Origin of the sequence: Devosia soli, from assembly GCF_000970455.1 — a bacterium.
GTDB classification, from domain to species: Bacteria; Pseudomonadota; Alphaproteobacteria; order Rhizobiales; family Devosiaceae; genus Devosia; species Devosia soli.
The window spans coordinates 262,898-289,715 of sequence record NZ_LAJG01000022.1; the positions used below are offsets into that span (position 1 = coordinate 262,898).

General features: G+C 62.1%; 25 protein-coding genes. 13 read left to right on the plus strand and 12 right to left on the minus strand.

Annotated features, from left to right (window positions below; all coding sequences use genetic code 11):
- Window positions 1-166 precede the first annotated feature (166 nt).
- The 4 genes from VW35_RS12140 to VW35_RS12155 all read right to left on the minus strand — a co-directional run bounded on the left by VW35_RS12140 (window position 167) and on the right by VW35_RS12155 (window position 4,071).
- The gene (locus VW35_RS12140) at window positions 167-2,185 is read right to left on the minus strand and encodes a methyl-accepting chemotaxis protein (protein WP_046143304.1); all 2,019 of its coding nucleotides are present in this window, start codon (window positions 2,183-2,185) and stop codon (window positions 167-169) included.
- Between the two features lie 109 nt (window positions 2,186-2,294).
- On the minus strand, window positions 2,295-2,687 hold the full coding sequence (locus tag VW35_RS12145; protein ID WP_046143305.1) for a cupin domain-containing protein: 393 nt from the start codon (window positions 2,685-2,687) through the stop codon (window positions 2,295-2,297).
- Between the two features lie 18 nt (window positions 2,688-2,705).
- Window positions 2,706-3,242 carry an AAA family ATPase gene (locus VW35_RS12150; RefSeq protein WP_046143306.1) on the minus strand — a complete coding sequence of 179 codons (537 nt, stop codon included), beginning with the start codon at window positions 3,240-3,242 and terminating at the stop codon, window positions 2,706-2,708.
- A 1-nt stretch (window position 3,243) separates the two neighbouring features.
- A complete protein-coding gene (locus tag VW35_RS12155; RefSeq protein WP_046143307.1) occupies window positions 3,244-4,071 on the minus strand; it encodes a methyltransferase domain-containing protein in 828 nt (275 codons plus the stop codon).
- Between the two features lie 40 nt (window positions 4,072-4,111).
- Here VW35_RS12155 and VW35_RS12160 point away from each other — a divergent pair, with 40 nt between their 5' ends.
- The 5 genes from VW35_RS12160 (at window position 4,112) to VW35_RS12180 (ending at window position 7,453) form a co-directional block, all read left to right on the plus strand.
- Window positions 4,112-4,921, plus strand: coding sequence for a ComF family protein (locus VW35_RS12160; protein ID WP_244465891.1), 810 nt, complete (start codon window positions 4,112-4,114; stop codon window positions 4,919-4,921).
- A 35-nt stretch (window positions 4,922-4,956) separates the two neighbouring features.
- On the plus strand, window positions 4,957-5,211 hold the full coding sequence (grxC, locus tag VW35_RS12165; RefSeq protein WP_046143308.1) for a glutaredoxin 3: 255 nt from the start codon (window positions 4,957-4,959) through the stop codon (window positions 5,209-5,211).
- Window positions 5,212-5,232: 21 nt separating this feature from the next.
- Complete coding sequence (locus VW35_RS12170; RefSeq protein ID WP_046143309.1) at window positions 5,233-6,060, plus strand: carbon-nitrogen hydrolase family protein; 828 nt, start codon at window positions 5,233-5,235, stop codon at window positions 6,058-6,060.
- Between the two features lie 62 nt (window positions 6,061-6,122).
- Window positions 6,123-6,545 carry a DUF1178 family protein gene (locus tag VW35_RS12175; protein ID WP_046143310.1) on the plus strand — a complete coding sequence of 141 codons (423 nt, stop codon included), beginning with the start codon at window positions 6,123-6,125 and terminating at the stop codon, window positions 6,543-6,545.
- A 35-nt stretch (window positions 6,546-6,580) separates the two neighbouring features.
- Entirely contained in the window at window positions 6,581-7,453 is an 873-nt protein-coding gene (locus VW35_RS12180) for an aldo/keto reductase (RefSeq protein WP_046143311.1), read from the plus strand.
- Window positions 7,454-7,889: 436 nt separating this feature from the next.
- Here the strand turns inward: VW35_RS12180 and VW35_RS12185 are convergent, their stop codons facing one another.
- From VW35_RS12185 to VW35_RS12200, 4 genes are all read right to left on the minus strand, one after another.
- On the minus strand, window positions 7,890-8,693 hold the full coding sequence (locus VW35_RS12185) for a glycosyltransferase family 25 protein (RefSeq protein WP_046143312.1): 804 nt from the start codon (window positions 8,691-8,693) through the stop codon (window positions 7,890-7,892).
- Window positions 8,694-8,758: 65 nt separating this feature from the next.
- Complete coding sequence (locus VW35_RS12190) at window positions 8,759-9,547, minus strand: glycosyltransferase family 25 protein (protein WP_046143313.1); 789 nt, start codon at window positions 9,545-9,547, stop codon at window positions 8,759-8,761.
- 3 nt (window positions 9,548-9,550) lie between these two features.
- Complete coding sequence (gene ilvD / locus VW35_RS12195; protein WP_046143314.1) at window positions 9,551-11,404, minus strand: dihydroxy-acid dehydratase; 1,854 nt, start codon at window positions 11,402-11,404, stop codon at window positions 9,551-9,553.
- A 439-nt stretch (window positions 11,405-11,843) separates the two neighbouring features.
- Window positions 11,844-12,446, minus strand: a complete 603-nt coding sequence (locus tag VW35_RS12200; protein ID WP_052951687.1) for a hypothetical protein — start codon at window positions 12,444-12,446, stop codon at window positions 11,844-11,846.
- Between the two features lie 144 nt (window positions 12,447-12,590).
- On the opposite strand from VW35_RS12200, the gene VW35_RS12205 reads away from it, so the two are divergent.
- The gene (locus VW35_RS12205; protein ID WP_046143315.1) at window positions 12,591-12,962 is read left to right on the plus strand and encodes a hypothetical protein; all 372 of its coding nucleotides are present in this window, start codon (window positions 12,591-12,593) and stop codon (window positions 12,960-12,962) included.
- Window positions 12,963-12,994: 32 nt separating this feature from the next.
- On the opposite strand, the gene ubiG is transcribed toward VW35_RS12205, so the two are convergent.
- Window positions 12,995-13,732, minus strand: coding sequence for a bifunctional 2-polyprenyl-6-hydroxyphenol methylase/3-demethylubiquinol 3-O-methyltransferase UbiG (gene ubiG, locus VW35_RS12210; RefSeq protein ID WP_046143316.1), 738 nt, complete (start codon window positions 13,730-13,732; stop codon window positions 12,995-12,997).
- Window positions 13,733-13,914: 182 nt separating this feature from the next.
- Between ubiG and VW35_RS12215 the strand changes: the two genes are divergently transcribed.
- From VW35_RS12215 to VW35_RS12235, 5 genes are all read left to right on the plus strand, one after another.
- A complete protein-coding gene (locus tag VW35_RS12215; RefSeq protein WP_046143317.1) occupies window positions 13,915-15,180 on the plus strand; it encodes an aspartate kinase in 1,266 nt (421 codons plus the stop codon).
- Window positions 15,181-15,250: 70 nt separating this feature from the next.
- Entirely contained in the window at window positions 15,251-17,518 is a 2,268-nt protein-coding gene (ptsP, locus tag VW35_RS12220; RefSeq protein ID WP_046143318.1) for a phosphoenolpyruvate--protein phosphotransferase, read from the plus strand.
- A gap of 95 nt (window positions 17,519-17,613) precedes the next feature.
- On the plus strand, window positions 17,614-18,690 hold the full coding sequence (gene prfA, locus VW35_RS12225; RefSeq protein WP_046143319.1) for a peptide chain release factor 1: 1,077 nt from the start codon (window positions 17,614-17,616) through the stop codon (window positions 18,688-18,690).
- 14 nt (window positions 18,691-18,704) lie between these two features.
- The gene (gene prmC, locus VW35_RS12230; protein WP_046143320.1) at window positions 18,705-19,559 is read left to right on the plus strand and encodes a peptide chain release factor N(5)-glutamine methyltransferase; all 855 of its coding nucleotides are present in this window, start codon (window positions 18,705-18,707) and stop codon (window positions 19,557-19,559) included.
- A gap of 322 nt (window positions 19,560-19,881) precedes the next feature.
- Window positions 19,882-20,520, plus strand: a complete 639-nt coding sequence (locus VW35_RS12235; protein WP_052951689.1) for a DUF4167 domain-containing protein — start codon at window positions 19,882-19,884, stop codon at window positions 20,518-20,520.
- A 56-nt stretch (window positions 20,521-20,576) separates the two neighbouring features.
- Here the strand turns inward: VW35_RS12235 and VW35_RS21330 are convergent, their stop codons facing one another.
- A complete protein-coding gene (locus tag VW35_RS21330) occupies window positions 20,577-20,939 on the minus strand; it encodes a hypothetical protein (RefSeq protein ID WP_152662575.1) in 363 nt (120 codons plus the stop codon).
- Window positions 20,940-20,986: 47 nt separating this feature from the next.
- Between VW35_RS21330 and clpB the strand changes: the two genes are divergently transcribed.
- Both clpB and VW35_RS12245 read left to right on the plus strand, forming a co-directional pair.
- The gene (gene clpB, locus VW35_RS12240) at window positions 20,987-23,602 is read left to right on the plus strand and encodes an ATP-dependent chaperone ClpB (RefSeq protein WP_046143321.1); all 2,616 of its coding nucleotides are present in this window, start codon (window positions 20,987-20,989) and stop codon (window positions 23,600-23,602) included.
- A 122-nt stretch (window positions 23,603-23,724) separates the two neighbouring features.
- Entirely contained in the window at window positions 23,725-24,066 is a 342-nt protein-coding gene (locus VW35_RS12245) for a VOC family protein (RefSeq protein WP_046143322.1), read from the plus strand.
- Here the strand turns inward: VW35_RS12245 and VW35_RS12250 are convergent, their stop codons facing one another.
- Both VW35_RS12250 and VW35_RS21845 read right to left on the minus strand, forming a co-directional pair.
- Window positions 24,067-26,031, minus strand: coding sequence for a M23 family metallopeptidase (locus tag VW35_RS12250; RefSeq protein ID WP_046143323.1), 1,965 nt, complete (start codon window positions 26,029-26,031; stop codon window positions 24,067-24,069).
- A gap of 357 nt (window positions 26,032-26,388) precedes the next feature.
- Window positions 26,389-26,818 (minus strand): hypothetical protein (locus tag VW35_RS21845; protein WP_210165913.1); only part of this gene is annotated, 430 nt, incomplete at its 5' end.

The following is a 26,818-nucleotide window of genomic DNA, read 5'->3' on the forward strand; positions in this document are numbered from 1 at the left end:
TGCGCCGCAAATGCGGGCTGAGGCATCCGAACCCCCATCCATCCTCCCCTATCAAGGGGGAGGTGTTGGATCGCGGTCGAGGTTGGATGGTGCCTCACCCAACAGCTTCGCACCTCCCCCTTTTGCTGGAGGATGTTGGACAGGGGGGATTGGCAGGCGCGAGCGCCTAGAATTCGCTCCAGTCTTCCGAGATGGCGGCATTGCCCTGTGACAAGTAGCGGCCGGCGGCAGCTTTTTGCGGTGCTGGTTTGGCCCGCGGGGCTGAGGCGCGAGGAGCCGAGGCGCGTTGTGCCGGGACGGCGTCGTGACCGAGTTTGAAAATATCGACCATGCGGTCGAGCTCGGTCGCCTGGCCTTCGGTTTGTTCGATCGCGGCATTGGTCTGCTCAACGAGCGCCGCGTTGTGCTGGGTCATTTCGTCCATCTGGCGGACGGCGACGGCGACTTCGTCGATGGCGGAGGCCTGCTCGCGGCTGTCGCGGGCGATGCCATCGAGAAGGCTATTGCTCGAGCGAGCCATGTCGAGCATCAAGTTGAGCTTTTTTTCCGCATCGATGACGAGTTGCGATCCGGCGGCAACTTCGCGGGTGCTTTGCTCGACCAATTGCTTAACGTCGCGCGAGGCTTCGGCTGTCGATTGGGCGAGACGACGCACTTCGACGGCGACCACCGCAAAGCCCTTGCCTGCCTCGCCGGCGCGAGCAGCTTCGACCGAAGCGTTGAGCGCGAGGAGATTGGTCTGGAAGGCGATGTCGTCGATCATGCCGATGATGTTGGAAATGCTGGCGGAGGAGCCGGAAATACGCTCCATGGCGGAGGTCGTATCGGCCATCACCGCGCCGCCTTGTTCAGCTGCCTGGGTGAGGGCGCTGGCGGCGCGGCTGGCTTCGCCGGCGCGCTGGGCGTTCTGCTGCACGGTTGAGGCCAATTGCTCCATGGCGGCCGAAGTTTGCTCGATCGTTGCCGCCTGGCGGGTGGTGCGTTCGGCAAGATCGTTGGCGCCGGAAAGGATTTCGCCGGTCGCCGTCTTGAGCGTGCGCGACGTGGAGCGAAGGCGGCTGACAATTTCGGCAAGACGATCGGCCACCGCGTTGGTGTCGGTCTTGAGGCGGGCGAAGGCGCCTTCGTAGTGGCCGTTGACGCGCTGGTTGAGATCCGCCTGGGCAAGCGCGGAAAGCACCGTGCCGCTCTCGGTAATGCCGCGATCAACGGTTTCGATGAGGCCATTGACGCTCGAGGCAATGGCATCAAGGCCATTGTCGCCGAAATCGGTCGAGACGCGATGGGAGAAGTCGCCGCGGCTGGCGGCGCTGACGACGGTGTGCACCTCGCCTGCCATGCGGTCCATGACCCTGGCGCGATCGGCAAGGCCACGGGCGCGCTCGGCCTCTTCGGCGCTGAGGGCGGCGATCTGGCGGGCGTTTTCGCGGAAGATTTCGACGGCCCGGCCCATATTGCCGATTTCATCGCGACGGGTGGCTTCCTCGATCTCGATATCGAGCTGGCCATCGGCAAGGAGCTCCATCTTCTCGGTGAGGGCGCGCACCGGGGCCACGATGGCCCGGCGACCGATGAGGATAGAGAGGATGAGGCCCAGGAGAATGCCGGTTGCGGCAGTAGCGATGACGATCGTCAGCCCGCGATAGGCGCTGGCTTCGGCGTCGGCGCGCATCGAAGCCATCAACTCGCCCGAATAGGTGCTGTAGAGTTTGACCGTGTCGGTCACGACCTTCTGGGCCGCCAGCGCTTCATCGAGGGTAGTGCGAATGCGGGTCATGTCGCCGCCTGGCGCGACCGCGAGCATGGCGTCGATCTTATCGAAATAGGCCGACATGACCGGCTTGATATTGGCAAGTAGCTCGAGCTCGCGGGCATCGGCCGCGGCTTCGATCTTGGGGAAGCGGGCCAGCATCTCCTCGGTGCGGCGGGTGCGCTCGGCGGTAAAATCCGCCGCGCGTTCGGGCGCCATGGCCAGCTGATAGGTCATGCGTGAAATGGCGATGATATCCATGCGCAGGTCCATGGCTTCGCGCGCGGCTTCTTCCTTGGCGCCGACTTCGAGCATGGTGTTCTTGAGAGTGGTAATTTCCCGCCAGCTCACCGTGCCGAGGATCACGGCGGCAGCGGCCATAACCACGATGGTGAGGAGAAACTTCTGCAGGATCGGCATATGTTTGAGGGACATGGGGCTCCTGTGACCGCCTTCGCGGACCAACTCGATCGTATCCCCCCTGATGCCCTTTTGGGCCTTGTCCCCGGTTTTAAGCGAGCAAGGCTAATTTTTGGTAAGTCCCCTAGATACGGCTCATGCTCTGGGGCAGCAGCACGACGCTTTCCTGTTCCTTGGGATCGGTGCGGGCGATGAGGGCGCGCGCCGTCTTGCCGGTGGGATTGAAGGGCTGATGGGGGACGCCGGCAGGGATATAGACATAGTCTCCCTCACGGACCTCATCGAGAAATTCGAGATTGGGCCCATGATAGAACGAGGTCGAACCCTCGAGCTGAAAGATCGCCGTTTCGTGGTTTTCGTGGAAATGCGGCTTGGCCTTGCCGCCAGGGGGCAGGACCAGCATGTGAAGGCAAATGCCGCTGGCGCCAGCGCTTTCGGCCGAGACGCCGGCAAAATAGTCCATGCCCTGCTTGCCATGAAACCCCGCGCCGCCGCGGATCACCTTGCACTGCTTCATCCTGTCCTCCCAAAGCCGTCAGGAGAGACGATAAGCTCCGCTTTCAAGGGCGGCAATCACGGCGTTGATGGTGGCTTTGCGATCAAGACCAGTGGTCGGCAGGACATGGTTTTCATAAGCGCCGAGAGCGGCGAACTGGCCGTGAAGGTCGGTGACGACCGCCGGATCCGTCAGGCTGTCGCCGCCGCGCGCGAGGCAGCGGGTGACCACGTCTTCGACCGAGGTGCGGAGGACGAGGTAATGCACCGGAAGCCCAAGTGCCTCGAAGGCGGGGAGCCACGAGGGGCGGACGACGCCGTCGAGAAGGACGAGATAGCCATTTTCGGCATAGCGGGCGCAGACATCGGCAGCAATCTGATTGACCATATGGTTCTGCGCGTCGGCTTCAGGCAGCCAGGGCGGAATATGGCCGGTCTTGATGTTGCCCCAGAAATCATCGCTGTGGACATGAACCTTGGCGATGCCGGGGTGATGGGCGATGGCTTGGGCGGTGGTGGTCTTGCCCGAACCGGGCGAGCCGGAAATGATGACGATGTGGCCCTTGAGCTGGTCCATTCTAGTCCTTTTTCAGCAGATCCCCGAGGCTGACCTTGGCGCTGCCGGGGCGCAGCGGCTTTTGCTGGCTTTCATGCGGCACCCAACCGGCGAGCCAGACGATTTCGAGGGTGACGCGGATGCGCCCATCCGAATCGCCGGCGGCCTCCTGATAAGCGGCGGCGGACTGGGTGAGAAGCGTGCGCGTCGCGAAGTTGCGGGGCCGGTCGGTCAACGGGTTGGCCGCACCCAGCGCCTTGAGTTCGCCCATCAAGGCAAAGGCATTGGCATAGCGCACCGTGTGGGTTTCGACATCGGCGACGGGCAAGGCAAGGCCTGCGCGCTGGAGGAGGGCGCCGGCATCGCGCACCTGGATCATCGGCGCAATGCGCGCCGAGGCGCCACCAGTGACGGCGCTGTCGGCGGCGAGAAAGGCTTCGCGCAATTCGCTGAAGCTATCCCCACCGATCATGGCGACCAGCAGCAGCCCATCGGGCCGCAGCCGCGCGCGCAAGCGGGCAAGATGGCCAGGAACGTCGTTGACCGCCTGGAGATGCAGCAGCGAAACGATGAGATCGAATTCGCCATGGGGAAGTGCGGGAAAATCGTCCGAACCGAACGCCTCGACACGATGGAGAGTGACGATGCCGGACCCGGTGGCGATGCGATCGGGCAGGAGATCGACGTCGGGCGCAATCAGCACCGCATCGGTAAAATCCCGCATATGCGCGCCGAGACGATCCGCCAGATCATCGAACACCAGATCGCGCACGAAATTGTCGCGGGTTTTGCGGCGCGCGAGATTGCGGGCGATCTGGCCGGGGTCAAAGAGGCGGGGCGGCTGGGACATGCCGGAACTTCCGAAAACAACTGGCCGGGCGGGCCTGGGCATGGGGGATCTTATGAAGAGCGGCGAGCGGGAAGTCAAAGCAGCAGGTCTGCCCTACCGATTGCGGCGCGGCCTGGGGTGGACCATCGGCGCCTTGATCGACCAGCTCTATCCGCCGATCTGCGCGGCCTGCGGTGGGCCGATCGCTGCGAGCCACGGGCTGTGCCCGGATTGTTTTCGCACCCTGCAGCCCATCACCGCGCCGCTTTGCCCCGTGCTCGGCATTCCGTTCGAGGTGGCTGTCGGGCCCGATGCCCTCAGTGCCGAAGCCTTGGCCGATCCGCCGCCCTTTGCGCGCGCCCGGGCTGCGGTGCGCTATGGCGAAACCGCGCAGAGCCTAGTGACACGGCTCAAATATGGCGATCGCACCGAACTGGCGGACATCTGCGCGCGATTGATGGCGCGGGCGGGCCACGACTATTGGGCAGCGCGGCCGCTGCTCGTGCCGGTGCCTCTGCATCCAAGCCGCATCCGGTTCCGGCGCTACAATCAATCGCTGCTGCTGGCGCGGCAGCTCGGGCGGCACCTTGGGCTCGATGTCGATCCCCATCTCGTCAGGCGCCACCGCAAGACCCGGTCACAGATCGGCCTTTCGGGCGACAGCCGGGCGCGCAATGTCCAGGGGGCGTTTTCGACGCATGCAGACGCGGTGGTACGATTGCGCGGGCGGCGCGTTGTGCTCATCGACGACGTCTATACGACCGGCGCGACCGTCAAGGCCGTGACCCGCACGCTGCTGCGCGGCGGGGCGGAAGCCGTAGACGTTCTGACCTTCGCCCGCGTTGTCAGGGGCGAGGAAGTACCCATATAAGATAAACCAAACCCTGATTTTCCGGAGCCCCGGCCATGGCCAAGATCGAAATCTATACCACCCCGACCTGTCCTTATTGCCATGCAGCCAAATCGCTGCTGAACGAAAAGGGTGCGGACTATACCGAGATCACCGTGCTCGATCCGGCGCTGCGCGAAAAGATGACACAGCGCGCCAATGGACGGCGCACCGTTCCGCAGATTTTCATCGGCGAAACCCATGTCGGAGGGTATGACGATATGGCCGCGCTCGATCGCGCGGGCGGTCTCGACCCGCTTCTTGCCCAGTAAGTCTTCCACGGTTCCAGCGTCATGAAAATCGCCGCCATCCAGATGCGTTCCGGCCTTGATCCGGAAGCCAATTTTGCCGCGCTCGTGCCGCTTCTGAAGGAGGCGGCGGCGCAGGGCGTCGAATATGCGCTGACCCCGGAAGTGACGATGATCTTTCCGGAGAACCGCGATCAGCTCCGCTCGGTGGCAGCGCCGTTCGATGGGCATCCGCAACTGGGCAAGGTCGGCAGCCTTGCCAAGGAACTGGGTATGCATATCCATATCGGATCCTTGCCCATTCCGCTCGAGGACGGGCGCTTTGCCAACCGCTCGGTGCTTTTCGGGCCGGGCGGAGAGCAGGTTGCGACCTATGACAAAATCCATCTTTTCGACGCCGACATTGCCGGCCTCAACGCTTATCGCGAAAGCGCGACCTATAAAGGCGGCGATGCGGCCGTGACGGCGCCGGTCGGCGAATTCACACTGGGCTTTTCGATCTGCTACGACATGCGGTTCCCGCGCCTTTACAATACGCTGGCCAATGCCGGCGCAAATCTCATCGCCGTTCCGGCAGCCTTCACGGTACCAACCGGACAGGCCCATTGGCATGTGCTGTTACGGGCGCGGGCCATCGAAGCCGGGTCCTATGTGATTGCGGCGGCGCAGGGCGGCAACCATGCCAATGGCCGCGCCACCTATGGTCACTCCCTGGTGATCGACCCCTGGGGCAGGATCGTCGGCGAGCTCGACCATGACGAGCCCGGCATTCTCGCTGTCGAGATCGATCCCAAGGCCGTGGCCGAAGCACGTCAGCGCATTCCAGCCCTCGCCAATGCGCGCGATTTTGCCAAGCCGGGTTTGCAGGCCTGATTGCGGCCCCTATATGGTGATGAGAGGGCGCATCCCTGGCGCCTCCAACGAACGATAACACCGTGATCCAGTACGCACTTCAATGTTCGAACGGGCATCGCTTCGACGCCTGGTTCAAGAGCGCTGCAGCCTATGAAGAGCAGCAAAACCGCGGCATCGTCACCTGCGCGGTTTGCGGGGAAGCAAAGATCGAGAAAGCGCCGATGGCGCCGGCCGTCGCGAGGACGGATAACCCCCGCATCCCACTTTCGGCGGCCCATCCCGACGCGATCAAGTTCCGCGAGATGCTGCGCGAATATCGCAAGAAGGTCGTGACGGAAGCCGATTATGTCGGCGAGCGATTCGCCGAGGAGGCGCGCAAGATCCATTTCGAGGAAGCGGAGGCCCGCGGCATCTACGGCGAGGCAACCCGCGACGAAGTTATGGGTTTGATCGAAGACGGCGTTGATTTCCTGCCCTTGCCCGATGTGGGCGAGGACAACTGACGTTTTCAAATTTCAGCTTACCAATGGAGACTAAGATGGCTCAACTCGACGCAAGCCTGTCGGGCAGCTTTGCCATCGGCGGCGACCTCAAGGTCAATCGCCTCGGCTTTGGCGCCATGCGCATCACCGGCAAGGGCATCTGGGGCCCGCCGGAAGATCGCGAAGAAGCAATCCGCGTTCTCAAGCGCCTGCCGGAGATCGGCGTCGATTTCATCGATACTGCAGAAAGCTATGGCCCCTATATCAGCGAAGAGTTGATCGGGGAGGCGCTGGCGCCCTATGACAAAGGCACGATCGTTGCCACCAAGGGCGGCCTGACACGTTCGGGCCCGAACGAATGGCCGCAGCTCGGCCGGCCGGAATTCCTGCGCCAGGGCGCGCTGATGAGCCTACGTCGTCTCAAGCTCGAGCGCCTCGATCTCTGGCAGCTCCACCGCATCGACCCCAAGACGCCCCGGCCGGACCAGTTCGGCGTCATCGCCGACATGCAGAAGGAAGGCATCATCCGCCATGCCGGCCTTTCCGAAGTCAGCGTTGCCGACATCGAGGAAGCTCAAAAATACTTCAAGGTCACGACCGTCCAGAACCTTTACAACTTTGCCAACCGGCAGAGCGAGGAGGTACTGAACTATTGCGAAAAGAACGGGATCGGTTTCATCCCCTGGTTCCCGCTGGCCGGCGGCGAGCTGGTCGAAGGCCACGAAAAGGCGCGCGAAATCCTCAAGAAGCATAATGCCTCAGGCAGCCAGATCGCGCTCGCCTGGCTCTTGAAGCGCTCGCCGGTGATGCTGCCCATTCCTGGCACCGGCAAGGTCAAGCATCTCGAAGACAATGTCGCTGCCGCTGCACTCGAACTCAGCGATGAAGATTTTGCCACGCTCGACGCGATCGCCGGCAAGAGCAAGTAGGCGGCGCGATCCAGCGCAGGGCCGGAGGCTAGAGTCTCCGGCCCCTATTGTTACCTATCAGCTTAGCCGCCGCGCGTTCACGGTCGTTTCGACGGGGATGGCGGCGCTTTCTCGCTCAGCACGACCGACAAAGGCATACGGCTCGATGCCGACAAGAGGCGCAGCCTGTCGCCCAAGGCGACAAGAGGCGCAGCCTGTCGCCCAAGGCTCTTTCGACTTCTTTGATCGGAGCCTAGGCGACGACATGGGCTTCCCGCTCGATCCTTGAAAGAGCAGGGCCAGCCGATGATGTAAGGGATCAGGGTCGGCCCGATAGGGAGGGTGGAATCCCCGCTATCGAGCCTGACCAGATCAGCTGTCTTGGCAGACCGCTGAGTGGCTGAGCGCGGCTTTAGCACGGTCGGACCGGGCTGTCACGGAAATGTCGCAGCCTTATTCACTCGGCTGCGAAGGGTACCGGGATTTTGCGCGCGCCACCGAAAAGCGTGTGAAACTGGCGCTGCGATCCCTGCAGTATTTCGGTTTCGAAAATGCCGGAAACTGTACGCCAGGCACGGGTCGGCAAGGGTAGAGGACGAGGGGCCGCATGCGCTGCGCGGGCCATGGCGATATCGCTATCCTTGCGCGAAGCATCGAGGCGATCGTCCTGAACTGCAAGACCGGGCAGGCAATGGCGCATGACGAGCCGGCGGCCGAGGGCCGTATAAGGATTGAAGAGGGCGCCATCGACCTGAAGGCGCAGGAGATCATGGCTGTCAACGATCGTCCGGGCGGCGTCACGCGTGACCACATAGGCGGCGCTGCCGGCGGCCCAGCTCCAGGCGCGGCGGATCTCTATGCCGGCCAGAGTTGATTCCGGCTTTGGCATGAGGCGCTGGCCGTTAAGGTCGGTTTCAAGGCGCAAGAGATCGATTGGCGGCTGTGCCTTTTGAAAGGCTTCGAGGAATGCCGGCAGCCGCCGGGACAGCATCGCATCGTCTTCGAGCACCACAGCGTACCTGCTGCCCTCCGAAAGGAAGCGCTCCAGTGTCTTGATATGGCTCAGGCTGCAGCAGAGCTCGACATCGGTCATCCAATGGCGCTGGCGCGGATCGCAATATTTTTCGCGCTGCGCAGCGGTAATTTCCGCTGGGGTAACGGCGGACACGCGCTCGGCGGTCAATCCAAGCCGGGTGAACTTGGCTTCCATCTCGGCGCGCCGATCGGTGCGGCGATCAAGATTGATGTAGTAGAGGCGCATGAAGAGCTCTCGGCGCGGCGATCGCGGAAGGATGCGCGATCCTATAGGGCGCCTCGTGCGGTCGATCAATCAAGGCTTACGGGCACAACTTCGCGGCGAGTGCGGCCGAGCGCGCGGTTGGCTGTCTTGACCAAGTTGATGCTGAGATCGGAGAGCCAGAATTCGGCGATCGCGTGAAACGGCCGAAGGTGGGCCGGCTTGGGCGGGCGGGTGTCGGCTGCCTGCTGAATGTCGCTGGCATAGGCTTCTGGCTGGAGCCGATGATCCTGGGCGGCGAGAGCGGGGATGACCTGCATGGCGGCGAGGCGCGAGCCGGGCGGCCTGAACGGGAAGAACAGGACGAAATCATAGGACCGAGACCGGGCCGCTTCGTGGCGCAGGATATCGGACGCGGCATGGCGATTGACGATGTAGGCGGCAGTGCCGGCGCAGCGACTGGCAATGCGATGGAGCTTGAAGGGGCAGATAGCGACCGCGCCGGACCGAAAATGGTGTTGGGGATCGAAAAAGGTTTCGAGCCGGAGGATATCGAAGCCGGCGAGATCGGTGGCGATCAGTGATTTGACCGCAGGCGCGAGCACGACGTCGTCTTCGAGGATCAAGGCGTGATTTTCCTCGGTCGCGAGGAAGGCCTTCAATGCCTTGTGGTGGCTGAGGGTGCAACTGAGTTCGGTCAATCGGACATGTTCGACATGCCGGCGGCTCGTGTGGCGCTCGATCAGGGCGGGCGGGATATCAGCCGGGGTGATGGCTTCGATGCGCTCGGCGTCAAGGCCGAGACGGTCGAATTGCGCCTCCATGGTGGCGCGCCGATCGGTGCGGCGCGCCAAATTTATGTAGGCGATAAAGACCAAGCGCTAGTTCCAGAGCTTGTCGATGGCCTTGGTGTCGCGGACGGCGCCCTTGGCGGCGGAGGTCACGAGGGCTGCATAGGCCTTCAGCGCGGTGGTCACCTTGCGCTTGCGCGGGTGAGCCGGCTTCCAGCCGAGCTTGTCCTGCTCGGCGCGGCGGGCGGCCATTTCAGCATCGGACACCAGCACGTTGACAGTGCGGTTGGGGATGTCGATCTCGATGATGTCGCCTTCGCGCACCAGACCAATGGCGCCGCCTTCGGCCGCTTCCGGTGAGGCGTGACCGATGGACAGGCCCGAGGTGCCGCCGGAGAAGCGGCCGTCGGTCAGAAGCGCACAGGCTTTGCCGAGGCCCTTCGATTTGAGGTAGCTCGTGGGATAGAGCATCTCCTGCATGCCAGGGCCGCCCTTGGGGCCTTCATAGCGGATCACCAGCACGTCGCCGGGCTTGATCTCGTTGGAGAGGATCGCTTTCACCGTCGAGTCCTGCGATTCAAAAACGCGGGCGGGGCCGGTGAATTTGAGGATCGATTCATCGACGCCTGCGGTTTTCACGATGCAGCCATCGAGCGCGATATTGCCCTTGAGGACAGCGAGGCCGCCATCCTTGGAGAAGGGATGGTCCGGCGAGCGGATGGCGCCATTGGTGCGGTCGGTGTCGAGTTCGGCCCAGCGGTTGGATTGGGAAAAAGCTTCGGTCGTGCGCACGCCGCCGGGGGCAGCCATGTAGAACTGGCGCACGCTTTCAGAATTGGTGCGGGAGATGTCCCACTTGTCGATGGCGTCGCCCATGGTCGCGGCGTGAACGGTCGGCTCCTTGCGATTGATGAGGCCGGCGCGATCGAGCTGGCCGAGGATGGCAAAGATGCCGCCGGCGCGGTGGACGTCTTCCATGTGCACGTCGTTCTTGGCCGGCGCGACTTTGCTGAGCACCGGGACGCGGCGCGACAGGGCGTCGATATCGTCCATGGTGAAATCGACGCCGCCTTCATGGGCTGCGGCGAGGATGTGGAGCACGGTATTGGTTGAGCCGCCCATGGCGATGTCGAGGGCCATGGCGTTTTCGAAGGCCTGCTTCGTTGCAATAGAGCGCGGGAGGACAGACTCATCTTCCTGCTCGTAGTAGCGGCGGGCAAGGTCGACGATCAGGTGGCCGGCTTCCTGGAAGAGGCGCTTGCGATCGGAATGAGTCGCGAGGGTCGAGCCATTGCCGGGCAGGGAAAGCCCCAGGGCCTCGGTGAGGCAGTTCATGGAATTGGCGGTGAACATGCCCGAGCAGGAGCCGCAGGTGGGGCAGGCAGCTTCTTCGACGGCCTGCACTTCCTCGTCGGTGTAATGGTCGTCGGCAGCCATCACCATGGCATCGACGAGGTCGAGCGCCTGTAGCTTGCCCTTGACGATGGCCTTGCCGGCTTCCATCGGGCCGCCGGAAACGAAGACTACGGGGATATTGAGGCGCATGGCTGCGTTCAGCATGCCGGGCGTGATCTTGTCGCAATTGGAAATGCAGACCATGGCGTCGGCAGTGTGGGCGTTGACCATGTACTCGACCGAGTCAGCGATGATGTCGCGGCTCGGCAGCGAATAGAGCATGCCGTCGTGGCCCATGGCGATGCCGTCGTCCACAGCGATGGTGTTGAATTCCTTGGCGACGCCGCCAGCGGCTTCGATTTCACGGGCCACAAGCTGGCCGAGATCCTTCAAGTGCACGTGCCCGGGCACGAACTGGGTGAAGGAGTTGACCACCGCGATGATGGGCTTGCCGAAATCGCCGTCCTTCATGCCGGTGGCGCGCCACAGGCCACGAGCGCCGGCCATGTTGCGGCCATGAGTGGTGGTGCGGGAGCGATAGACGGGCATGGCGGTTCCTCGAAGTTTTCGCCGGTGGGGCCGGAATTGGTCGACTTCTTTAGACCCATTCCAGGACGGCTTCAAGGATTTTCCGTACCGTACCGTACGGTACGGTGCTGTTTACTTGAGGGGTACGGAGGTACGGTGCTGTTTACTTGAGGGGTAACGGAGGGTGGGGAGGTTGGCGGGAGTTGGGTAAGGGGAGCGTGCGTGGGGTAAGCAGAGGGAGTGTGCTGAGCGTGGCAGAGGAAGGGGTTCGGCGAAGTTAGGCTAGTCCGAGCCGCGTTAGGCGAGACTTGGCTGTATCGGGCAAGATTGGCCGGGATGAAGCCAGATCGGCCAAAGATAGACCAAGTTCGACAGAGTGGGTATCTCACGGCCCGACCCAGCACCGAATTCGCTCCGGTGCGGATCGGCTTGTCGGCTGTACCTCAAAACAGAATCCGCGTCAGAACTTGTATCTAAAACCGGCGACGACTGCGTTGGAGCCGTCGATGTTGGCAATGGTGCCGAATCCGCCCGAGCGGTGCTGCAGGCGCAAGAACCCCTCGTATTCGGGGTGTGCGGCGTGGCCGATGGCGATTTCGGGGCCGAGGTAGTAGAGGATAGGCACGTTGTGGCCGATGCGGGCCGCGCGTTCGCTTTCAACGCCGATCGTATCTGTGACGAGTGAAAAGCCGGCGGTCAGGGATGGAACGATGCTGATGTCGCCGATCTGGAACATATCGAGCCGCGCGACGGCGCCCGTCCAGACTTCGAGTGACGATCGGTATCCGCCGCGAAGGCCAATGCCGGCTTCAAAACCCAGTTTGAAGTCGGAATATTCGTAGATGAAGCGCTGGTAGCCAACGCCAGCGAAGAAGTTGTCTTCGTAGGCATTGTCCCAGACGGTCAGCGCATCGGAGAAATAGTCGCTGGTAAAGCGGCCGCCCATGACGAACACGGCTTCTTCGGGGTTGTCCCAAGTCGCCTGCGCCTGTGCCGCACCAGAGAAACAGAGCGTGGTGGCGCTGAGGCATAAAATGGCGACAGCCTTGGCAAAACGCAGCATGGGCAAACTCGTAATCGACACGTGGAGAATGCAACGAGCATCCGCGCGTTCCCGAATCGTCCGATCACATCTTGAGCCCGATATGGTTAATGGAACGCCGCCCTCGGCCCTGCGTTCGCCCTCCATTGAACTGGAGGAAACATTATGGACGCCATTCCAAACACAATCGCCGAGGGCATGAAGGTCTATGACAGCGCGATGCATTCGATCGGCAAGGTCGAGACGTTCCGCATTACCGATGAAGCGCCAGACCAACCAGAGGTCGATGCGGCAGGCGTGAGTCCGGTGCTCGAAGAAGAGACCAATACGATGTCGACACTGCTCGCCGATATCTTCAACCCTAGCGACAACCTGCCCCGCGAACTGCAGGAAAAAGCCTTGCGCGAAGGCTTCGTGCGGCTCGATGCCGACGGGCTGTTTGCGTCGGACCGCTATATTTTCCCCGAGCACATCGATCGCGTCGAGGGGGATCGGTTGATCCTCAACGTGCGCAAGGACGATCTCCTCAAGGCGTGAATAAGGAGCCCGCATCGAGCGGGCTCTTTTTTTTAGGCGGGACGGTTGGCGAGGACCATGTAATTGATGCCCGTATCGTCCGAGAGTTTCCATTCATCGGCGATAGGGTGGAAGACGACGCCCTTGTCTTCGATCACTTTCAGACCATTGCGCGTGATGAGGCTGTGGATCTCGTCAGGCGTCAGGAACTTCCGCCAGTCATGTGTGCCCTTGGGCAGCCAGCGCAGGACGTATTCAGCACCGACCACGGCCAAAGCATAGGCGCGGGCGGTGCGGTTGAGGGTGGCGGTGAACATCAGGCCGCCTGGCGCGACGAGATCGGCGCAGCTTTTCATATAGAGCGGGACGTTATCGACATGTTCGACGACTTCCATATTGAGGACGACGTCGAATTTCTCGCCGGCCGCCACGAGGGCCTCGGAGGTCGTCACGCGATAGTCGATGTCGAGGCCGGATTTTTCGGCATGGATTTTGGCGATTGTGATGTTGCGCTCGGCTGCATCGACGCCGGTGACCGTGGCGCCGAGCCGGGTCAGCGGCTCGCAGAGCAAGCCGCCGCCGCAGCCGATATCGACGATCTTCAAGCCTTCGAGCGGGCGCATCACGGTCGTGTCGCGGGCAAAATGGCTGATGAGATTGTCGCGGATATAGCTCAGGCGCACCGGGTTGAACTTGTGCAGCGGCTTGAACTTGCCCTTGGGGTTCCACCACTCCTCGGCCATGGCCGTAAACTTGGCGATTTCGGCGTCGTTGATGGTGGTTTCGGACATGGGGCACTCCTTTGTCCTCATATGGCCCAGCTTGAGGCCACCATTCAAGGCACGCGGTGCCGCAGGGGTTGCGATCCCAGTTGATCCCATCGCCGGTTTGTGGCATTTCCCCGCGCTAATGAAAGCGTACCGCCGGGTTCGGCGGAGAGTGCTTTGACTTATCGCTTTAGCCGGGGAAGCCAGTGGCCCGTATCGTCGTCAAGTTCGGTGGCACTTCGATGGCCAATATCGAACGCATCCGCCATTCCGCTCTCCATGTGAAGCGCGAGATCGAAGCCGGCAACGAAGTCGCCGTCGTCGTCTCGGCCATGTCGGGCAAAACCAATGAACTGGTCGGCTGGGTCAATGACGCGAGCAAATTCCACGATGCGCGCGAATATGATGCCGTCGTGGCTTCTGGCGAACAGGTGACAGCCGGCCTGATGGCGATCGTCCTCTCAGAAATGGGCATTCAATCGCGCTCCTTTGCGGGCTGGCAGGTGCCGATCCATACCGACGACTCGCATGGCGCGGCGCGGATCACCGGGATCGATCCGACCGAACTCGACAAGCGGATGAGCGATGGCTGGGTGCCGGTGATTACCGGCTTCCAGGGCATTTCGCCCCATGGCCGGGTGACGACGCTGGGCCGTGGCGGTTCGGACACTTCCGCAGTGGCGGTCGCGGCAGCCGTCGGTGCGGATCGCTGCGATATCTATACCGATGTGGACGGCGTTTACACGACCGACCCGCGCATCGTCCCCAAGGCCCAGCGCATGACCAAGATTTCTTTTGAGGAAATGCTTGAGATGGCCTCGCTCGGCGCCAAGGTCCTGATGATCCGCTCGGTTGAAATGGCCATGGCGCACAAGGTTCGCCTTCTGGTGCGCTCCAGTTTTGATGACCCCAATGCGCCCCAGATTGCGCCCGATGGGTCGCCCGGTGTTCCCGGCACGCTCGTTTGCGATGAGGATGAGATCATGGAAAAGCAGATCGTTTCGGGCGTGACGCTCGCCAAGGCCGAGGCCAAGATCACCCTGCGCGACGTCAAGGACAAGCCCGGTGTGGCTGCAGCCATCTTCGGCCAGCTCGCCGACGAAGGCATTATCGTCGACATGATCGTCCAGAACATCGCCGATGATGGCGCGACGACCGACATCACCTTTACCGTGCCCGACAGCGAATATGACAAGGCTGTTCGCGCGCTCGAAGAAAACGGCGGCAAGTTCGAATATGCGCGCCTTTCGGGCTCGAAGGGCGGGGCGAAGGTCTCGGTCGTCGGCGTCGGTATGCGCAGCCATGCCGGTGTCGCGTCGACCATGTTCAAGGCGCTGGCCGACAAGGGCATCAATATCCAGCTGATCACGACTTCGGAAATCAAGACCTCGGTGTTGATCGACGAAGAATATGCTGAGCTTGCGGTTCGCGCGCTGCACACCTATTACGGATTGGATAAGAAGGACGCCTGATCCCGTTTCGAGGGGGAATGGGGCCGCGTCCGATCAAGGGGGGCGGCTCGGCGGGGCTGCCGAAGACGGGATGGTCACGACCATAGGCGGCCCAAGGGTGCTGCTGCGGCAATTGCGCGAAACCATGGCGGAGCCTCTGGCTTCGCAGGCGCGCCTCGACAAGATTGTTGGCCTGATCGCCGAAAACATGCGGGCCGATGTCTGCTCGTTTTACGTGCTGCGCGACGATGGCGCGCTCGAACTTTTCGCCACCAAGGGTCTCAAGGCCGAATCGGTCCACATGACGACGCTTCGCCTCGGCGAGGGGCTCGTGGGCCTCATCGCATCAGAGGCTGAACCGCTCAGCCTTGACGATGCGCCGAGCCATCCCGGCTTTGCCTATAGGCCGGAAACGGGCGAGGACAAATATAATTCATTCCTCGGCGTGCCGGTGCTGAGAGCGGGGCAAACCCTGGGGGTTCTGGTCGTCCAAAATGCCGAGCGCCGGCATTACGGCGAAGACGAAACCGAGGCCATGCTGACTACGGCCACAATCCTTGCGGAAATGGTGGCCACTTCCGACTTCGACAATCTGATCAAGCCGGGCTCCGATATCGACCTCAGGCGTCCCCGCATGTTCAACGGCGTCAGCTTTACCGATGGAATTGCGCTGGGCACGGTCGTGCTCCACGATCCGCGCGTCGTCGTCGTCAACTTTATCGCCGAGGACACGGACGCTGAAAAGCTACGGCTCGACAACGCCTTGGCCAGCATGCGCGTCTCGATCGATGCCATGCTCGACCATGGCGACATGCAGCCGAGCTCGGATCACCGCGAGATCCTTGAAACCTATCGCATGTTCGCCAATGATCGCGGCTGGGTGAACCGGCTGACCGAGGCGATCGAGAACGGACTTTCGGCGGAAGCCGCGGTCGAGCGCGTGCAGAACGACACGCGCGCGCGCATGCTGCGCCAGACCGATCCCTATATTCGCGATCGGCTCCATGATCTCGACGATCTCGCCAATCGGCTCTTGCGCGTCCTGACCAATACCAACCAGCAGGGGCAGCGCGAGCTGCCGGACAATGCCATTCTCGTTGCCCGCAATATGGGGCCGGCGGAACTGCTCGAATATGATCGCAAGAAGCTGCGCGGGCTCGTGCTCGAAGAGGGCGGATCGACGGCGCACGTCGCCATCGTTGCGCGTTCGCTCGGGCTCGTTGCCGTGGGCCAGGCGGATTCGATCGTTTCGATGTGTGAAACGGGCGACGATATCATCATCGATGGCTCGGCAGGGCAGGTGCATCTGCGGCCGACGCCCGATGTCGAGCAGACCTATATCGACAAGGTGCGGATTTCGGCCAAGCGCCGGGCCCATTATGCCGCGCTCAAGGACAAGCCGAGCGTCACCAAAGACGGCGTCGATATTACGCTCCTCCACAATTCCGGGCTCGTGGCTGATCTGCCCATGCTCGACGATACCGGCGCTGCCGGGGTCGGGCTCTTCCGCACCGAATTGCAGTTCATGATCGCGAGCAAGCTGCCGCGTTTGCAGGAACAGGTCGATCTCTACGCTGAAGCGATGGAAATCGCCGGGGATCGGCCGATTGTCTTCCGCCTTCTCGATATCGGCGGGGACAAGGTCGTGCCGTATCTCCGCTCGATGGCCGAGGAAAACCCGGCCATGGGCTATCGCTCGATCCGCCTCGGGCTCGATCGGCCGGGTCTGTTGCGCACGCAGGTCCGGGCGTTGCTGCTCGCCGCGCGCGGGCGCCAGCTGAAAATCCTCGTGCCCATGGTCACGGAAACTTTTGAGTTCCGGCAGACCAAGCTTGTCGTCTTCAAGGAAATGGAAAGGCTGCGGCGCGCGGGCGAACCAGTGCCGTCGCGGCTTGAGCTGGGCGCCATGGTGGAGGTGCCGTCGCTGCTCTTCGAGCTCGACCAGATCATGCCCGAGGCTGATTTCGTGTCGATCGGCTCGAACGATCTCGTGCAGTTTTTGACAGCCGCCGATCGCGCCAATCCCCGTGTTTCCAAGAACTACGATCCGATCGGCCTGCCGCGTCTGCGGGCGATCAGGCTCGTTGTCGATGCGGCGCGGCGGCACAATAAGCCGGTGACCATGTGCGGCGAACTGGCCGGGCGGCCGATGGAAGCCTTGGCACTGATGGCGATCGGCATGACGCGGCTCTCCATGGGGCCGGCTTCGATCGGGCCGATCAAGGAAATGGTGCTCAACCTCGATCTCAAGCCGATCCAGGACTCGGTGGCTGCAGCTTTGACCGTGGGCGCCGACGGTGTTGCCATCCGTGAATTGCTGACCGAATGGGTGGAAAAACAAAACTTGCCCATGGGGTGAGGTGGTCCATCCATCTTCCATTGGCCTTGGTGCCTCTTGCGATTGCTGGCGCTCGCGACTATCCAAGGCCGCTCTTGTGCCCGAAAGATTATTGCATGCCCGCTTTGCCCGAGGATAAGCTCGACGCGCTTGCCACCCGTTTCCAATACATCGAGGCGGCCCTTTCGGGCGGCGCGAGCCCGGACGAACTGGCCAAGCTCAGCAAAGAGCATTCCGACCTTTCCCCCATCGTTGCCGAGATCAATGCCTATAAAAAGGCGCTGATGGACCGCGCCGAAGCCGCAGCCCTGGCCAAGGGCGCGGACAAGGAAATGGCCGAAATGGCCGAAGCGGAACTCGAGGAACTCGATGAAAAGATTGAGAAATTAACCCAAACGATCTTCATCATGCTGCTGCCCAAGGACGAGGCGGACGAAAAGTCGATCATCCTTGAAATCCGCGGCGGCACGGGCGGCGACGAGGCGGCCTTGTTCGCGGGCGACCTCTTTCGCATGTATGAGCGCTATGCCTCTTTGCGCGGCTGGAAAGTCACGCTGATGGAGGAGAGCCCCGGGGAAATGGGGGGTTATAAGGAAGTCATCGCTAATGTCTCGGGCAAGGGCGTTTATGCGCGGATGAAGTACGAATCCGGCGTCCATCGCGTGCAGCGCGTGCCGGCGACGGAAGGCTCGGGGCGCATTCATACGTCGGCAGCAACGGTGGCGGTGCTGCCCGAGGTCGAAGACATTGATATTGAAATCAGAAACGAAGATATCCGCATCGATACGATGCGCGCTTCGGGCGCTGGCGGACAGCACGTCAACACCACCGACTCAGCGGTTCGCATCACGCATTTGCCGACGGGGATAGTTGTCACCTCGGCGATGAAGTCGCAGCACCAGAACCGGGCGCAGGCTATGGTGGTGTTGCGCTCGCGGCTTTATGAAATGCAGCGCGAAGAGCGCGACAGCGCGCGTTCGGCCGAGCGCAAGGGGCAGGTGGGTTCGGGCGATCGCTCAGAGCGGATCCGCACCTATAATTTCCCGCAGGGACGCGTGACGGACCATCGTATCAACCTGACTTTGTATAAGCTTGACAAGGTGATAGCGGGCGAAGCGCTCGATGAATTGATCGAGGCGCTGATCACCGAGAACCAGGCGGCGCAATTGGCCGCGATGGAGAATTCGAACTGAGCGAGACCGTCACCATCGGCGCGCTTTGGCGGCGGTGGCGGGACGAATTGACCGAAAAAGGCTTTGCGACGCCGACGCTCGACGCCAAGCTTCTGGTGGGGCATGTGCTCGGGCTCGATGCACTGCAATTGGCCCTCAAAGAGGGCGAAACTGTTAGCAGCACGTTAACATCGAGCCTCGCCGAAGTGTTCGAACGACGTCTTTCGGGTGAATCGGTGGCGCGGATCATTGGGCACAGGGAGTTCTATGGGCTCGATTTCGGGCTCAATGCCGCGACGCTCGAGCCGCGGCCGGATACGGAATTGCTGGTCGATCTGGCGCTTGAGGCTTTGCCCGAGGGCGGTCGCCTGCTCGACATGGGGACCGGGACCGGGTGTATTCCGATCTCGGTTCTGATCAATCGGCCCGATGCGGTCGGGGTCGCGACGGATCTGAGTATGGAGGCGCTGGCGCAGGCCGGGGATAATGCCAAGCGGCATGGGGTCGAGGGGCGGCTGACCTTGCTTCAAGGGAATTGGTTTGGGGCTCTTGGTTCCGGAGAGCGGTTCGATCTCATTCTCTCCAATCCGCCCTATATCGAAACTGCCGTGGTCGAGACGCTGGCGGCGGAGGTGAAGGATTTCGATCCGCTTCTGGCGCTCGATGGCGGGCCGGATGGCTTGGCGCCTTATCGGGTGATAGCGAACGGAGCGCGGGACTGGCTGCGGCCGAATGGGCGGGTGCTGGTCGAGATCGGCTTCGACCAGGGCGAGTCAGTCAGCGGGCTTTTCGCGGCTGCGGGATTTTCCGAGATTTCGGTTCACAAGGACCTTGCGGGGCTTGATCGTGTGGTTTCGGCGCACCACCTGAAAGATACAAAAGCGTCCTAGACTGAAGAAAGACACTTTCTGCTGGTCAAAACTGCGCAAAGCGGCTAGTTTGACCGTGCTGTCACTGGCGCATCATGGGCGCCGCGGCGATCACACCCGATCTCAATAGTGATGCGGCTTGAGCCGCGCTTGTCCGAAGGCTCGGCGCAAGTAGAAGATCAGGGCGGAATTTTCCGGGAAGCGCCGCCCGAGAGCATACGGTTTTCATGAAACCAGTATACCCCATCCACAGCGATGACCGCGGGATGTGGGGCCAGGCCGGATGATATCCGGTCCGCCCAGATGTGACGCTTACCGATCTAGAGTTAGACAAAGCGACCCGATGAGACCAAACCAGAACAAGAACCGGCAGCGTGGCCGGAACGGCGGACGCAAGCACGTCAACCCGCTGTCGCGTAACTATGAGAGCAACGGCCCGGACGTGAAAGTCCGCGGCAATGCGGCTCATGTCGCCGAAAAATACCTGCAGCTGGCGCGCGATGCCCAGTCCTCGGGTGACTCGGTGATGGCGGAGAATTATCTCCAGCACGCCGAACATTATTTCCGCATCGTTTCCTCCGCCCAGCAGGCCATGAATGGCCAGCGCGATGGCCAGAGCCAGGACGACAACGAGTTCGATGACGATGTCTCGGACATCAATTCGCGCTTCTCCTCGCCCCAGCCGGTGCAGAACCATAGCGGCAACGACGCCAATGAAGAGGCTGCCCAGCCGGCGCCCGTCGCGGCTCCTGCGGTGGCGGAAGACGGCGACCAGCCAGCGGCCGAACCGGCCGAAGCCGGTGCCGCGGCCCCGGCCGCCGAAGGTGAAGCCGCGCCGCGCAAGCAGCGCGAACGCCGCCCGCGCCGCCGTCGTCCGACAGGCCAGGACGGCAATGTCGACCCGGCCAATGCACCCCAGCCAGATGTCGGCGAATTGCCGGCCTTCCTGACCGGTGGCAGCACGGCGAACGCTGCCGAGTGATTTTTTGGCCGCTGGGTTGGTGGGTGAAATACCTTCTCCCGCACTCCCTGCCAGCCTTACCCAATGAAGGGTGAGGCGGGGCGGTGGTGGCAAAGATCATAGGCGATTTGAAACGAGAAGGCCGGGCGGTGTGCCCGGCCTTTTTGCTGGGCGGTGCTTTGGGCACGATGTGATGGCGCGCGGCACCGGCCGTTGCAATGGTTTTCTGCAGCCTGGTGCGCGCTGATCGAGGCTCCGATTTTTGCGCCTATTTGGCTGCGGCAGGACCATTGCCGCCCCAAAAATCCTTCCCATATATCTTTTCGATGATGCGGCGTGCCGACATCGAAGCTGGTCGTTTGGCGACGCTGAAAGTGGACATCACCTGAGCTGCCAAACGTCCGGTCCGGGCGTTTCATCACCGACGCTTCCGTCGTCATGCCGGTGCCTTTGAGGGCTGGGTGGCGAGCGAGACAAGGAGAGTTGAATGAATATCGAAAAATACACCGAGCGCTCGCGCGGCTTTATCCAGAGCGCGCAAACGGCAGCTTTGGGCAAGGGCCATCAGCAGTTCGCGCCGGTCCATCTTCTCAAAGTGCTTCTTGACGATGATCAGGGCCTTGCCTCTGGTCTGATCGAACGCGCCGGCGGTGACGCCAAGGCGGCGCGCGCAGGAGTCGAAGCGGCGCTCAACAAGATTCCAAAAGTTTCGGGCGATGCCGGCCAGCTTTATCTCAGCCGCGAGCTTGCCCGTGTGTTCGACACGGCCGAAAGCGCCGCGCAGAAGGCTGGTGACAGCTATGTCACGGCCGAACGGCTGCTGCTGGCGCTCGTGGTCGAAAAGGATACCGATGCCGGCAAGATCCTTGCCTCCGCCGGCCTAACGCCCCAGGGGCTCAATGCGGCGATTGAAGAAATCCGCAAGGGCCGGACGGCCGACTCCGCTTCGGCCGAGAACGCCTATGATGCGCTCAAGAAATATGCCCGCGACCTGACCCAGGATGTGCGCGAAGGCAAGCTCGACCCTGTCATTGGGCGCGACGAGGAAATTCGCCGCACCATTCAGGTGCTGAGCCGCCGCACCAAGAACAATCCCGTTCTTATAGGTGAACCCGGCGTCGGCAAGACGGCGATCGCCGAGGGCCTCGCCATCCGCATCGTCAACGGCGACGTGCCGGAATCATTGAAGAACAAGAGCCTCCTGGCGCTCGACATGGGCGCGCTGATTGCCGGCGCGAAATATCGCGGCGAGTTCGAAGAGCGTCTGAAATCGGTGCTGTCGGAAGTGCAGTCGGCCGAAGGGCAGATCATTCTGTTCATCGACGAAATGCACACGCTCGTTGGTGCCGGCAAGGCGGACGGGGCGATGGATGCGTCCAATCTCTTGAAGCCCGCCTTGGCGCGCGGTGAGCTCCACTGCGTCGGCGCGACGACGCTTGATGAATATCGCAAGCATGTCGAAAAAGATCCGGCATTGGCCCGGCGTTTCCAGCCAGTGTTCGTCTCCGAGCCCACGGTCGAGGATACGATCTCGATCCTGCGTGGGCTCAAGGAAAAGTACGAGCTGCATCACGGCATTCGCATCGCCGACTCGGCGCTGGTGAGCGCGGCGACACTGTCGAACCGCTATATCACCGACCGCTTCCTGCCCGACAAGGCCATCGACCTGATGGACGAGGCGGCAGCGCGGCTGCGTATGGCTGTGGATTCGAAGCCCGAGGCGCTTGACGAACTCGATCGGCGCATCATGCAGCTCAAAATCGAGCGCGAGGCGCTGAAGAAGGAAACCGACGACGGCTCGAAGACCCGGCTCGAACGGCTCGAACATGACCTGTCTGGGCTCGAAGAGCAGGCGCAGGCGCTTTCGTCGAAATGGCTGGCGGAAAAGGAACGGCTGCAAGGGTCGACCAAGCTCAAGGAAGAGCTTGACGCGGCGCGTTCGCAACTCGAAATCGCGCAGCGGCAGGGCGATCTGGCGCGGGCGGGTGAGCTTGCCTATGGCGTCATTCCCGATCTCGAAAAGCGGCTGAAAACGGCCGATGATCCGAATGGCGATGGCAAGCCCGATCCGGTGATGGCCAAGGAAACCGTCGAGCCGACCGATATTGCGCAGGTGGTATCGCGCTGGACCGGCATTCCGGTTGACCGGATGATGGAAGGCGAACGCGAAAAGCTCCTTCATATGGAGACTTCGCTTGGCGCCCGGGTCATCGGGCAGTCGGAGGCCGTGGCGGCCGTGGCCAAGGCGGTGCGCCGCTCGCGGGCAGGCCTGCAGGATCCGAACCGGCCGATCGGCTCGTTCATGTTCTTGGGGCCAACCGGCGTCGGCAAGACCGAGCTGACCAAGGCGCTGGCGCAATTCCTCTTTGACGACGAGACCGCCATGGTGCGGCTCGATATGTCCGAGTTCATGGAAAAGCACTCAGTCGCGCGGCTGATCGGCGCCCCTCCGGGCTATGTCGGCTATGACGAAGGCGGCGTCCTCACCGAAGCGGTGCGGCGCCGGCCCTATCAGGTCGTTTTGTTCGACGAGATCGAAAAGGCGCATCCGGACGTGTTCAATGTTCTCCTCCAGGTGCTCGACGATGGGCGGCTGACGGACGGGCAGGGGCGTACGGTCGACTTCCGCAACACGGTGATCATCCTGACATCCAACCTTGGTGCCGAGTACCTCGTCGATCTCAAGGATGGGGAATCGGTGGAGCTGGTGCGCGGCAAAGTGCTCGATACGGTCAAGGGGGCGTTCCGTCCGGAATTCTTGAACCGCATCGACGAAATCCTGCTGTTCCATCGCCTCGGGCGCGAGCATATGGGCTCGATCGTGGATATCCAGTTCGGGCGGCTCGAAAAGCTGCTGCGCGATCGGGATATTTCCCTCGAGCTCACCGGCAAGGCGCGCGACTGGCTCGCCCATGAGGGCTATGATCCGGCCTATGGCGCCCGGCCGCTCAAGCGCGTCATCCAGCGCGAAGTGCAGGACGAACTGGCCGAGGAGATTCTCTCGGGCAAGGTCTCGGATGGCGCACACGTGCTGGTCGATGCGGACGACGAGGGCATCGTGCTACGCCCCGGCGGGGCCGGACAGCAAGACGCCGCAGCGTGAGCTGATCAAATCGAGAAAGGGCCGGTCGACAGACCAGCCCTTTTTTGAATGCGGATTCGGAATCCGGCTTGTCCCACACACGACTCTGGACTAGAACAAAATGGGAACAACGGGAGGCGGGTGTGGCAGATAAGATCGACTATATCGAATTTCCATCAAGCGACCGGGCGGCGACGAGCGGGTTTTTTCGCGCGGCCTTCGGCTGGGGCGCGGTGAGCTATGGTCCTGATTATGACGGAATCGAAGGCGCGGGGATCGACGGGGGCGTCGATCAGGCGGCCGAAAGAGTTGCCGCCACCATGGCGATCATACGCAGCGACGATCTCGACGATGCCGAGCGGCGCGTCGTGGCGGCGGGTGGCGTGATCACGCGGCCGCAGTTCGATTTTCCAGGCGGCAGGCGGTTTCATTTCCGCGAGCCGGGCGGCAATGAACTCGCGGTCTGGGTGGCGCGGCCCGAATAGCTAATGGGCGTCGGCGACTTTGACAGGGGTGGCATCGTTCCGGGCCATCAATTCGTCGATCTGCGCCATGGTCTGACGGAACGAGTCCTTGTATTGCGCGGCGAGCACGTTGTCCTTGGGCAGCTTGACGCTGAGCGGATCGACGAGATTGCCGTTTATCAGGATTTCGAAATGGAGGTGCGGGCCGGTCGATTGTCCGGTGGAGCCGACATAGCCGATGACCTGGCCCTGGCGGACTTTCGAGCCGACGCCGAGGCCATCGACGAAGCGCGAAAGGTGGCCATAGGCGGTTTCATAGCCGTTGACGTGCTGGACTTCTATCTTGTTGCCGTAGCCCGATTGCCAGCGATAGTAGGAGATCACCCCGTCGCCGGCAGCATAGATCGGCGTGCCGGACTTGGCGGCAAGATCGACCCCGGTGTGAAGCTTACGCGTATGGAAGATGGGGTGGACGCGATAACCAAAGCGCGAGCGGAGGGTGCCGCCGCCTTCGAGCGGACGGCGGTTGAGGAAGCGTTTTCCGGTTTCCCCGTCCGGATCGTAGAAATCGACCGTACCGTCTTCGGTCGCGAACCTGTAAAGCTGGCGCTTGGTGCCCGACAGGGTCAGGGCGACATAGAGAAGCTCGGGCTTGGCATCGGGCGAATCCTGGGTCTCGAGGATATCGATGGTGTCACCGGCCGAGATGCGCTTGGTCATGTCGACGTCATAGGCGAACATACCCACGATGCGCTGGATGGTTTCGTCGTCGAGATCGTGCTTGCGGCCGGTTTCCCAGATCGAGCGATAAACGGTGGGCAGGTTGCCGACATTGATCTGCTCGATGTCTTCCTGCGGAAACTCGACCCAGTCGGGCTGGAGGCCGACGACATATTGACCATTGTCGCTGAGGGCGACGGTGGCGATATGCGGATCGCCCTGGGCGCCCTCAGGCCGGTAGATCGACATGCGATAGGGCACGAGGCTGTTGGAACCGCTCGTCAGCGGACCATAGAGAATGCGCAGGCGAATGCCGGCCGGCAGGCCAGTCGCCGGAATGAGATTGGCGAGCGTGTTCTGCACCATCGCGACCTGGGCGCTGGTAAAGCCGTTGCGGATCAGCGTGTCGGACAGGGGCCCGATTTCGCGCACGGTGAGGAACCGCTCGGTGCGGGCAGGGCCGGTATCGCCGCCGAGCGTGGTCTTGGGAACCACGGTGACGTTTTCGGCAATGCCATTGGCGGTAACGGCGTCGTCCTGCTTGGCGAGATCGCTGAGGCTCGGGCCGAGCGCGGCATAGGCCAAAGTCGGCGGCGCGTCTTCGGTATAGAAGGTGGCTTCAGCCATGCCGCGCACGAAGTCGGCAGCGACCTGGTCGGTCACCGCGGTCGGCGGCACGAATGTCAGGGGCATGTCGGCCTGGCGCACGGCGACTTCGCCATCGACATCGGTGCCATAAACGTCGGCATTAAGATCAAGCGCCACGGCCTGGAGGGGCTGGGTGGCATTGAGGATTGCGACCGGATCGTAAGCCGGTGCATCGGCCGACAGGTTGGTCGCGGTGGTGGCAAGGGTCGCCCGCAGCCGGGTGAACGGCTGATTGCGGATGATCTCGCGGCCATCGACAACCTGGCGGATCGAAGCCTCGACTATTTCAAGGTCGGAACGCGTTGCCGCGACGGGGCGAACGCGCGAGGATTTCGCCGTGCTGTCGACGACGCGCTGTTCGATCTTTGGTGCAGCGAGCTGCAGCGCCTTATAGGCGGTCGAAAAGGTGTCCTGCCCCTGAAAGGAAACGTAGAGCGCGGCGCCCATCAAGAGCACGGAGGTCAGGCCGGTCATCACCGTGCCGCTGAGCCAGGCAAAGCTGAGTTCGCGGCCCTGCGGGATGTCACCGTCGGTCGACTGGAGCGTCAGGGCCGGGCCGTCTTCGAACCCGCTGGCGCGCAGCAGGGAAGCGTGGCGATTTCTTTGCGCAGCGTTCAACGCGCCGTCCTTTGATATGAAATGGTCTTCCCCCGGGGCCCTTTTCGGTGCGCCTCTCGCATTGGAGCGTGCCGCAGCCTAAGGAGACCGGGCCCCGATGACAATGGCTGTCATATCATCGGCAAATGCGGCGAAAGCGGGGACGGGTTATTGATCGCGCGCACACGTGAGGGCGGGGCCGGAATGAAAGCCGAAGCGGGAGAGGAAATTGCGGGCAAAAGCGAAAAGCGTGGAACGGCCTGCAATCTCTGGTAGTTCAGTCGGGTTTTCCACATACTGACGGCGGCTCGGGAACGAAAATGTCGTTTTTGTCATTGAAGGGGGTTTACAGAAAAACGGGTGACCCCTATAACCCGCTCATCGCTGAAGAGCGCGGCGCCAAACGGCGGCGGGCACGGAAGCAAGTCGCTGAAAACGAAAGAGATTTCGAAAATTAAGCGACATAGAAAAATCAGCGCTGCTGAATTTTCTAAAAACGGTGTTGACAGTTCGTTTAGACTGACTTAGAAACCGCGACGCTGACGACGCGAACGACGTTATGTTGTTCCCACTGATTAGCGAAATCTGACAGGGCAGACTGGCTGCCGGGCGACCGGAAGGCGCGTTTGTTTTGCCGAGATAAAAATCCGAGGCGGTTGCCTCACCGACGTTCGGCCCTTGTGGGGTGAAGGTCAGCTCTTTGACATTGTGAAGAAAGAAGAAAGAGAAACGTGGACGGCGAGGTTCTTGCGAACTGAAGCTGGAAGCAATTCCGGTGGAAGTTGTTACAAGACTTTCGATGGGTGCA

Excerpts from the sequence above, each read along its gene's own strand:
- VW35_RS12140 (WP_046143304.1), bottom strand. The coding sequence starts at position 2,185 with ATGTCCCTCAAACATATGCCGATCCTGCAGAAGTTTCTCCTCACCATC.
- VW35_RS12145 (WP_046143305.1), bottom strand. The coding sequence starts at position 2,687 with ATGAAGCAGTGCAAGGTGATCCGCGGCGGCGCGGGGTTTCATGGCAAG.
- VW35_RS12150 (WP_046143306.1), bottom strand. The coding sequence starts at position 3,242 with ATGGACCAGCTCAAGGGCCACATCGTCATCATTTCCGGCTCGCCCGGT.
- VW35_RS12155 (WP_046143307.1), bottom strand. The coding sequence starts at position 4,071 with ATGTCCCAGCCGCCCCGCCTCTTTGACCCCGGCCAGATCGCCCGCAAT.
- VW35_RS12160 (WP_244465891.1), top strand. The coding sequence starts at position 4,112 with ATGGGGGATCTTATGAAGAGCGGCGAGCGGGAAGTCAAAGCAGCAGGT.
- grxC (WP_046143308.1), top strand. The coding sequence starts at position 4,957 with ATGGCCAAGATCGAAATCTATACCACCCCGACCTGTCCTTATTGCCAT.
- VW35_RS12170 (WP_046143309.1), top strand. The coding sequence starts at position 5,233 with ATGAAAATCGCCGCCATCCAGATGCGTTCCGGCCTTGATCCGGAAGCC.
- VW35_RS12180 (WP_046143311.1), top strand. The coding sequence starts at position 6,581 with ATGGCTCAACTCGACGCAAGCCTGTCGGGCAGCTTTGCCATCGGCGGC.
- VW35_RS12185 (WP_046143312.1), bottom strand. The coding sequence starts at position 8,693 with ATGCGCCTCTACTACATCAATCTTGATCGCCGCACCGATCGGCGCGCC.
- ilvD (WP_046143314.1), bottom strand. The coding sequence starts at position 11,404 with ATGCCCGTCTATCGCTCCCGCACCACCACTCATGGCCGCAACATGGCC.
- VW35_RS12200 (WP_052951687.1), bottom strand. The coding sequence starts at position 12,446 with ATGCTGCGTTTTGCCAAGGCTGTCGCCATTTTATGCCTCAGCGCCACC.
- VW35_RS12205 (WP_046143315.1), top strand. The coding sequence starts at position 12,591 with ATGGACGCCATTCCAAACACAATCGCCGAGGGCATGAAGGTCTATGAC.
- ubiG (WP_046143316.1), bottom strand. The coding sequence starts at position 13,732 with ATGTCCGAAACCACCATCAACGACGCCGAAATCGCCAAGTTTACGGCC.
- ptsP (WP_046143318.1), top strand. The coding sequence starts at position 15,251 with ATGGTCACGACCATAGGCGGCCCAAGGGTGCTGCTGCGGCAATTGCGC.
- prfA (WP_046143319.1), top strand. The coding sequence starts at position 17,614 with ATGCCCGCTTTGCCCGAGGATAAGCTCGACGCGCTTGCCACCCGTTTC.
- VW35_RS12235 (WP_052951689.1), top strand. The coding sequence starts at position 19,882 with ATGAGACCAAACCAGAACAAGAACCGGCAGCGTGGCCGGAACGGCGGA.
- VW35_RS21330 (WP_152662575.1), bottom strand. The coding sequence starts at position 20,939 with ATGACGACGGAAGCGTCGGTGATGAAACGCCCGGACCGGACGTTTGGC.
- clpB (WP_046143321.1), top strand. The coding sequence starts at position 20,987 with ATGAATATCGAAAAATACACCGAGCGCTCGCGCGGCTTTATCCAGAGC.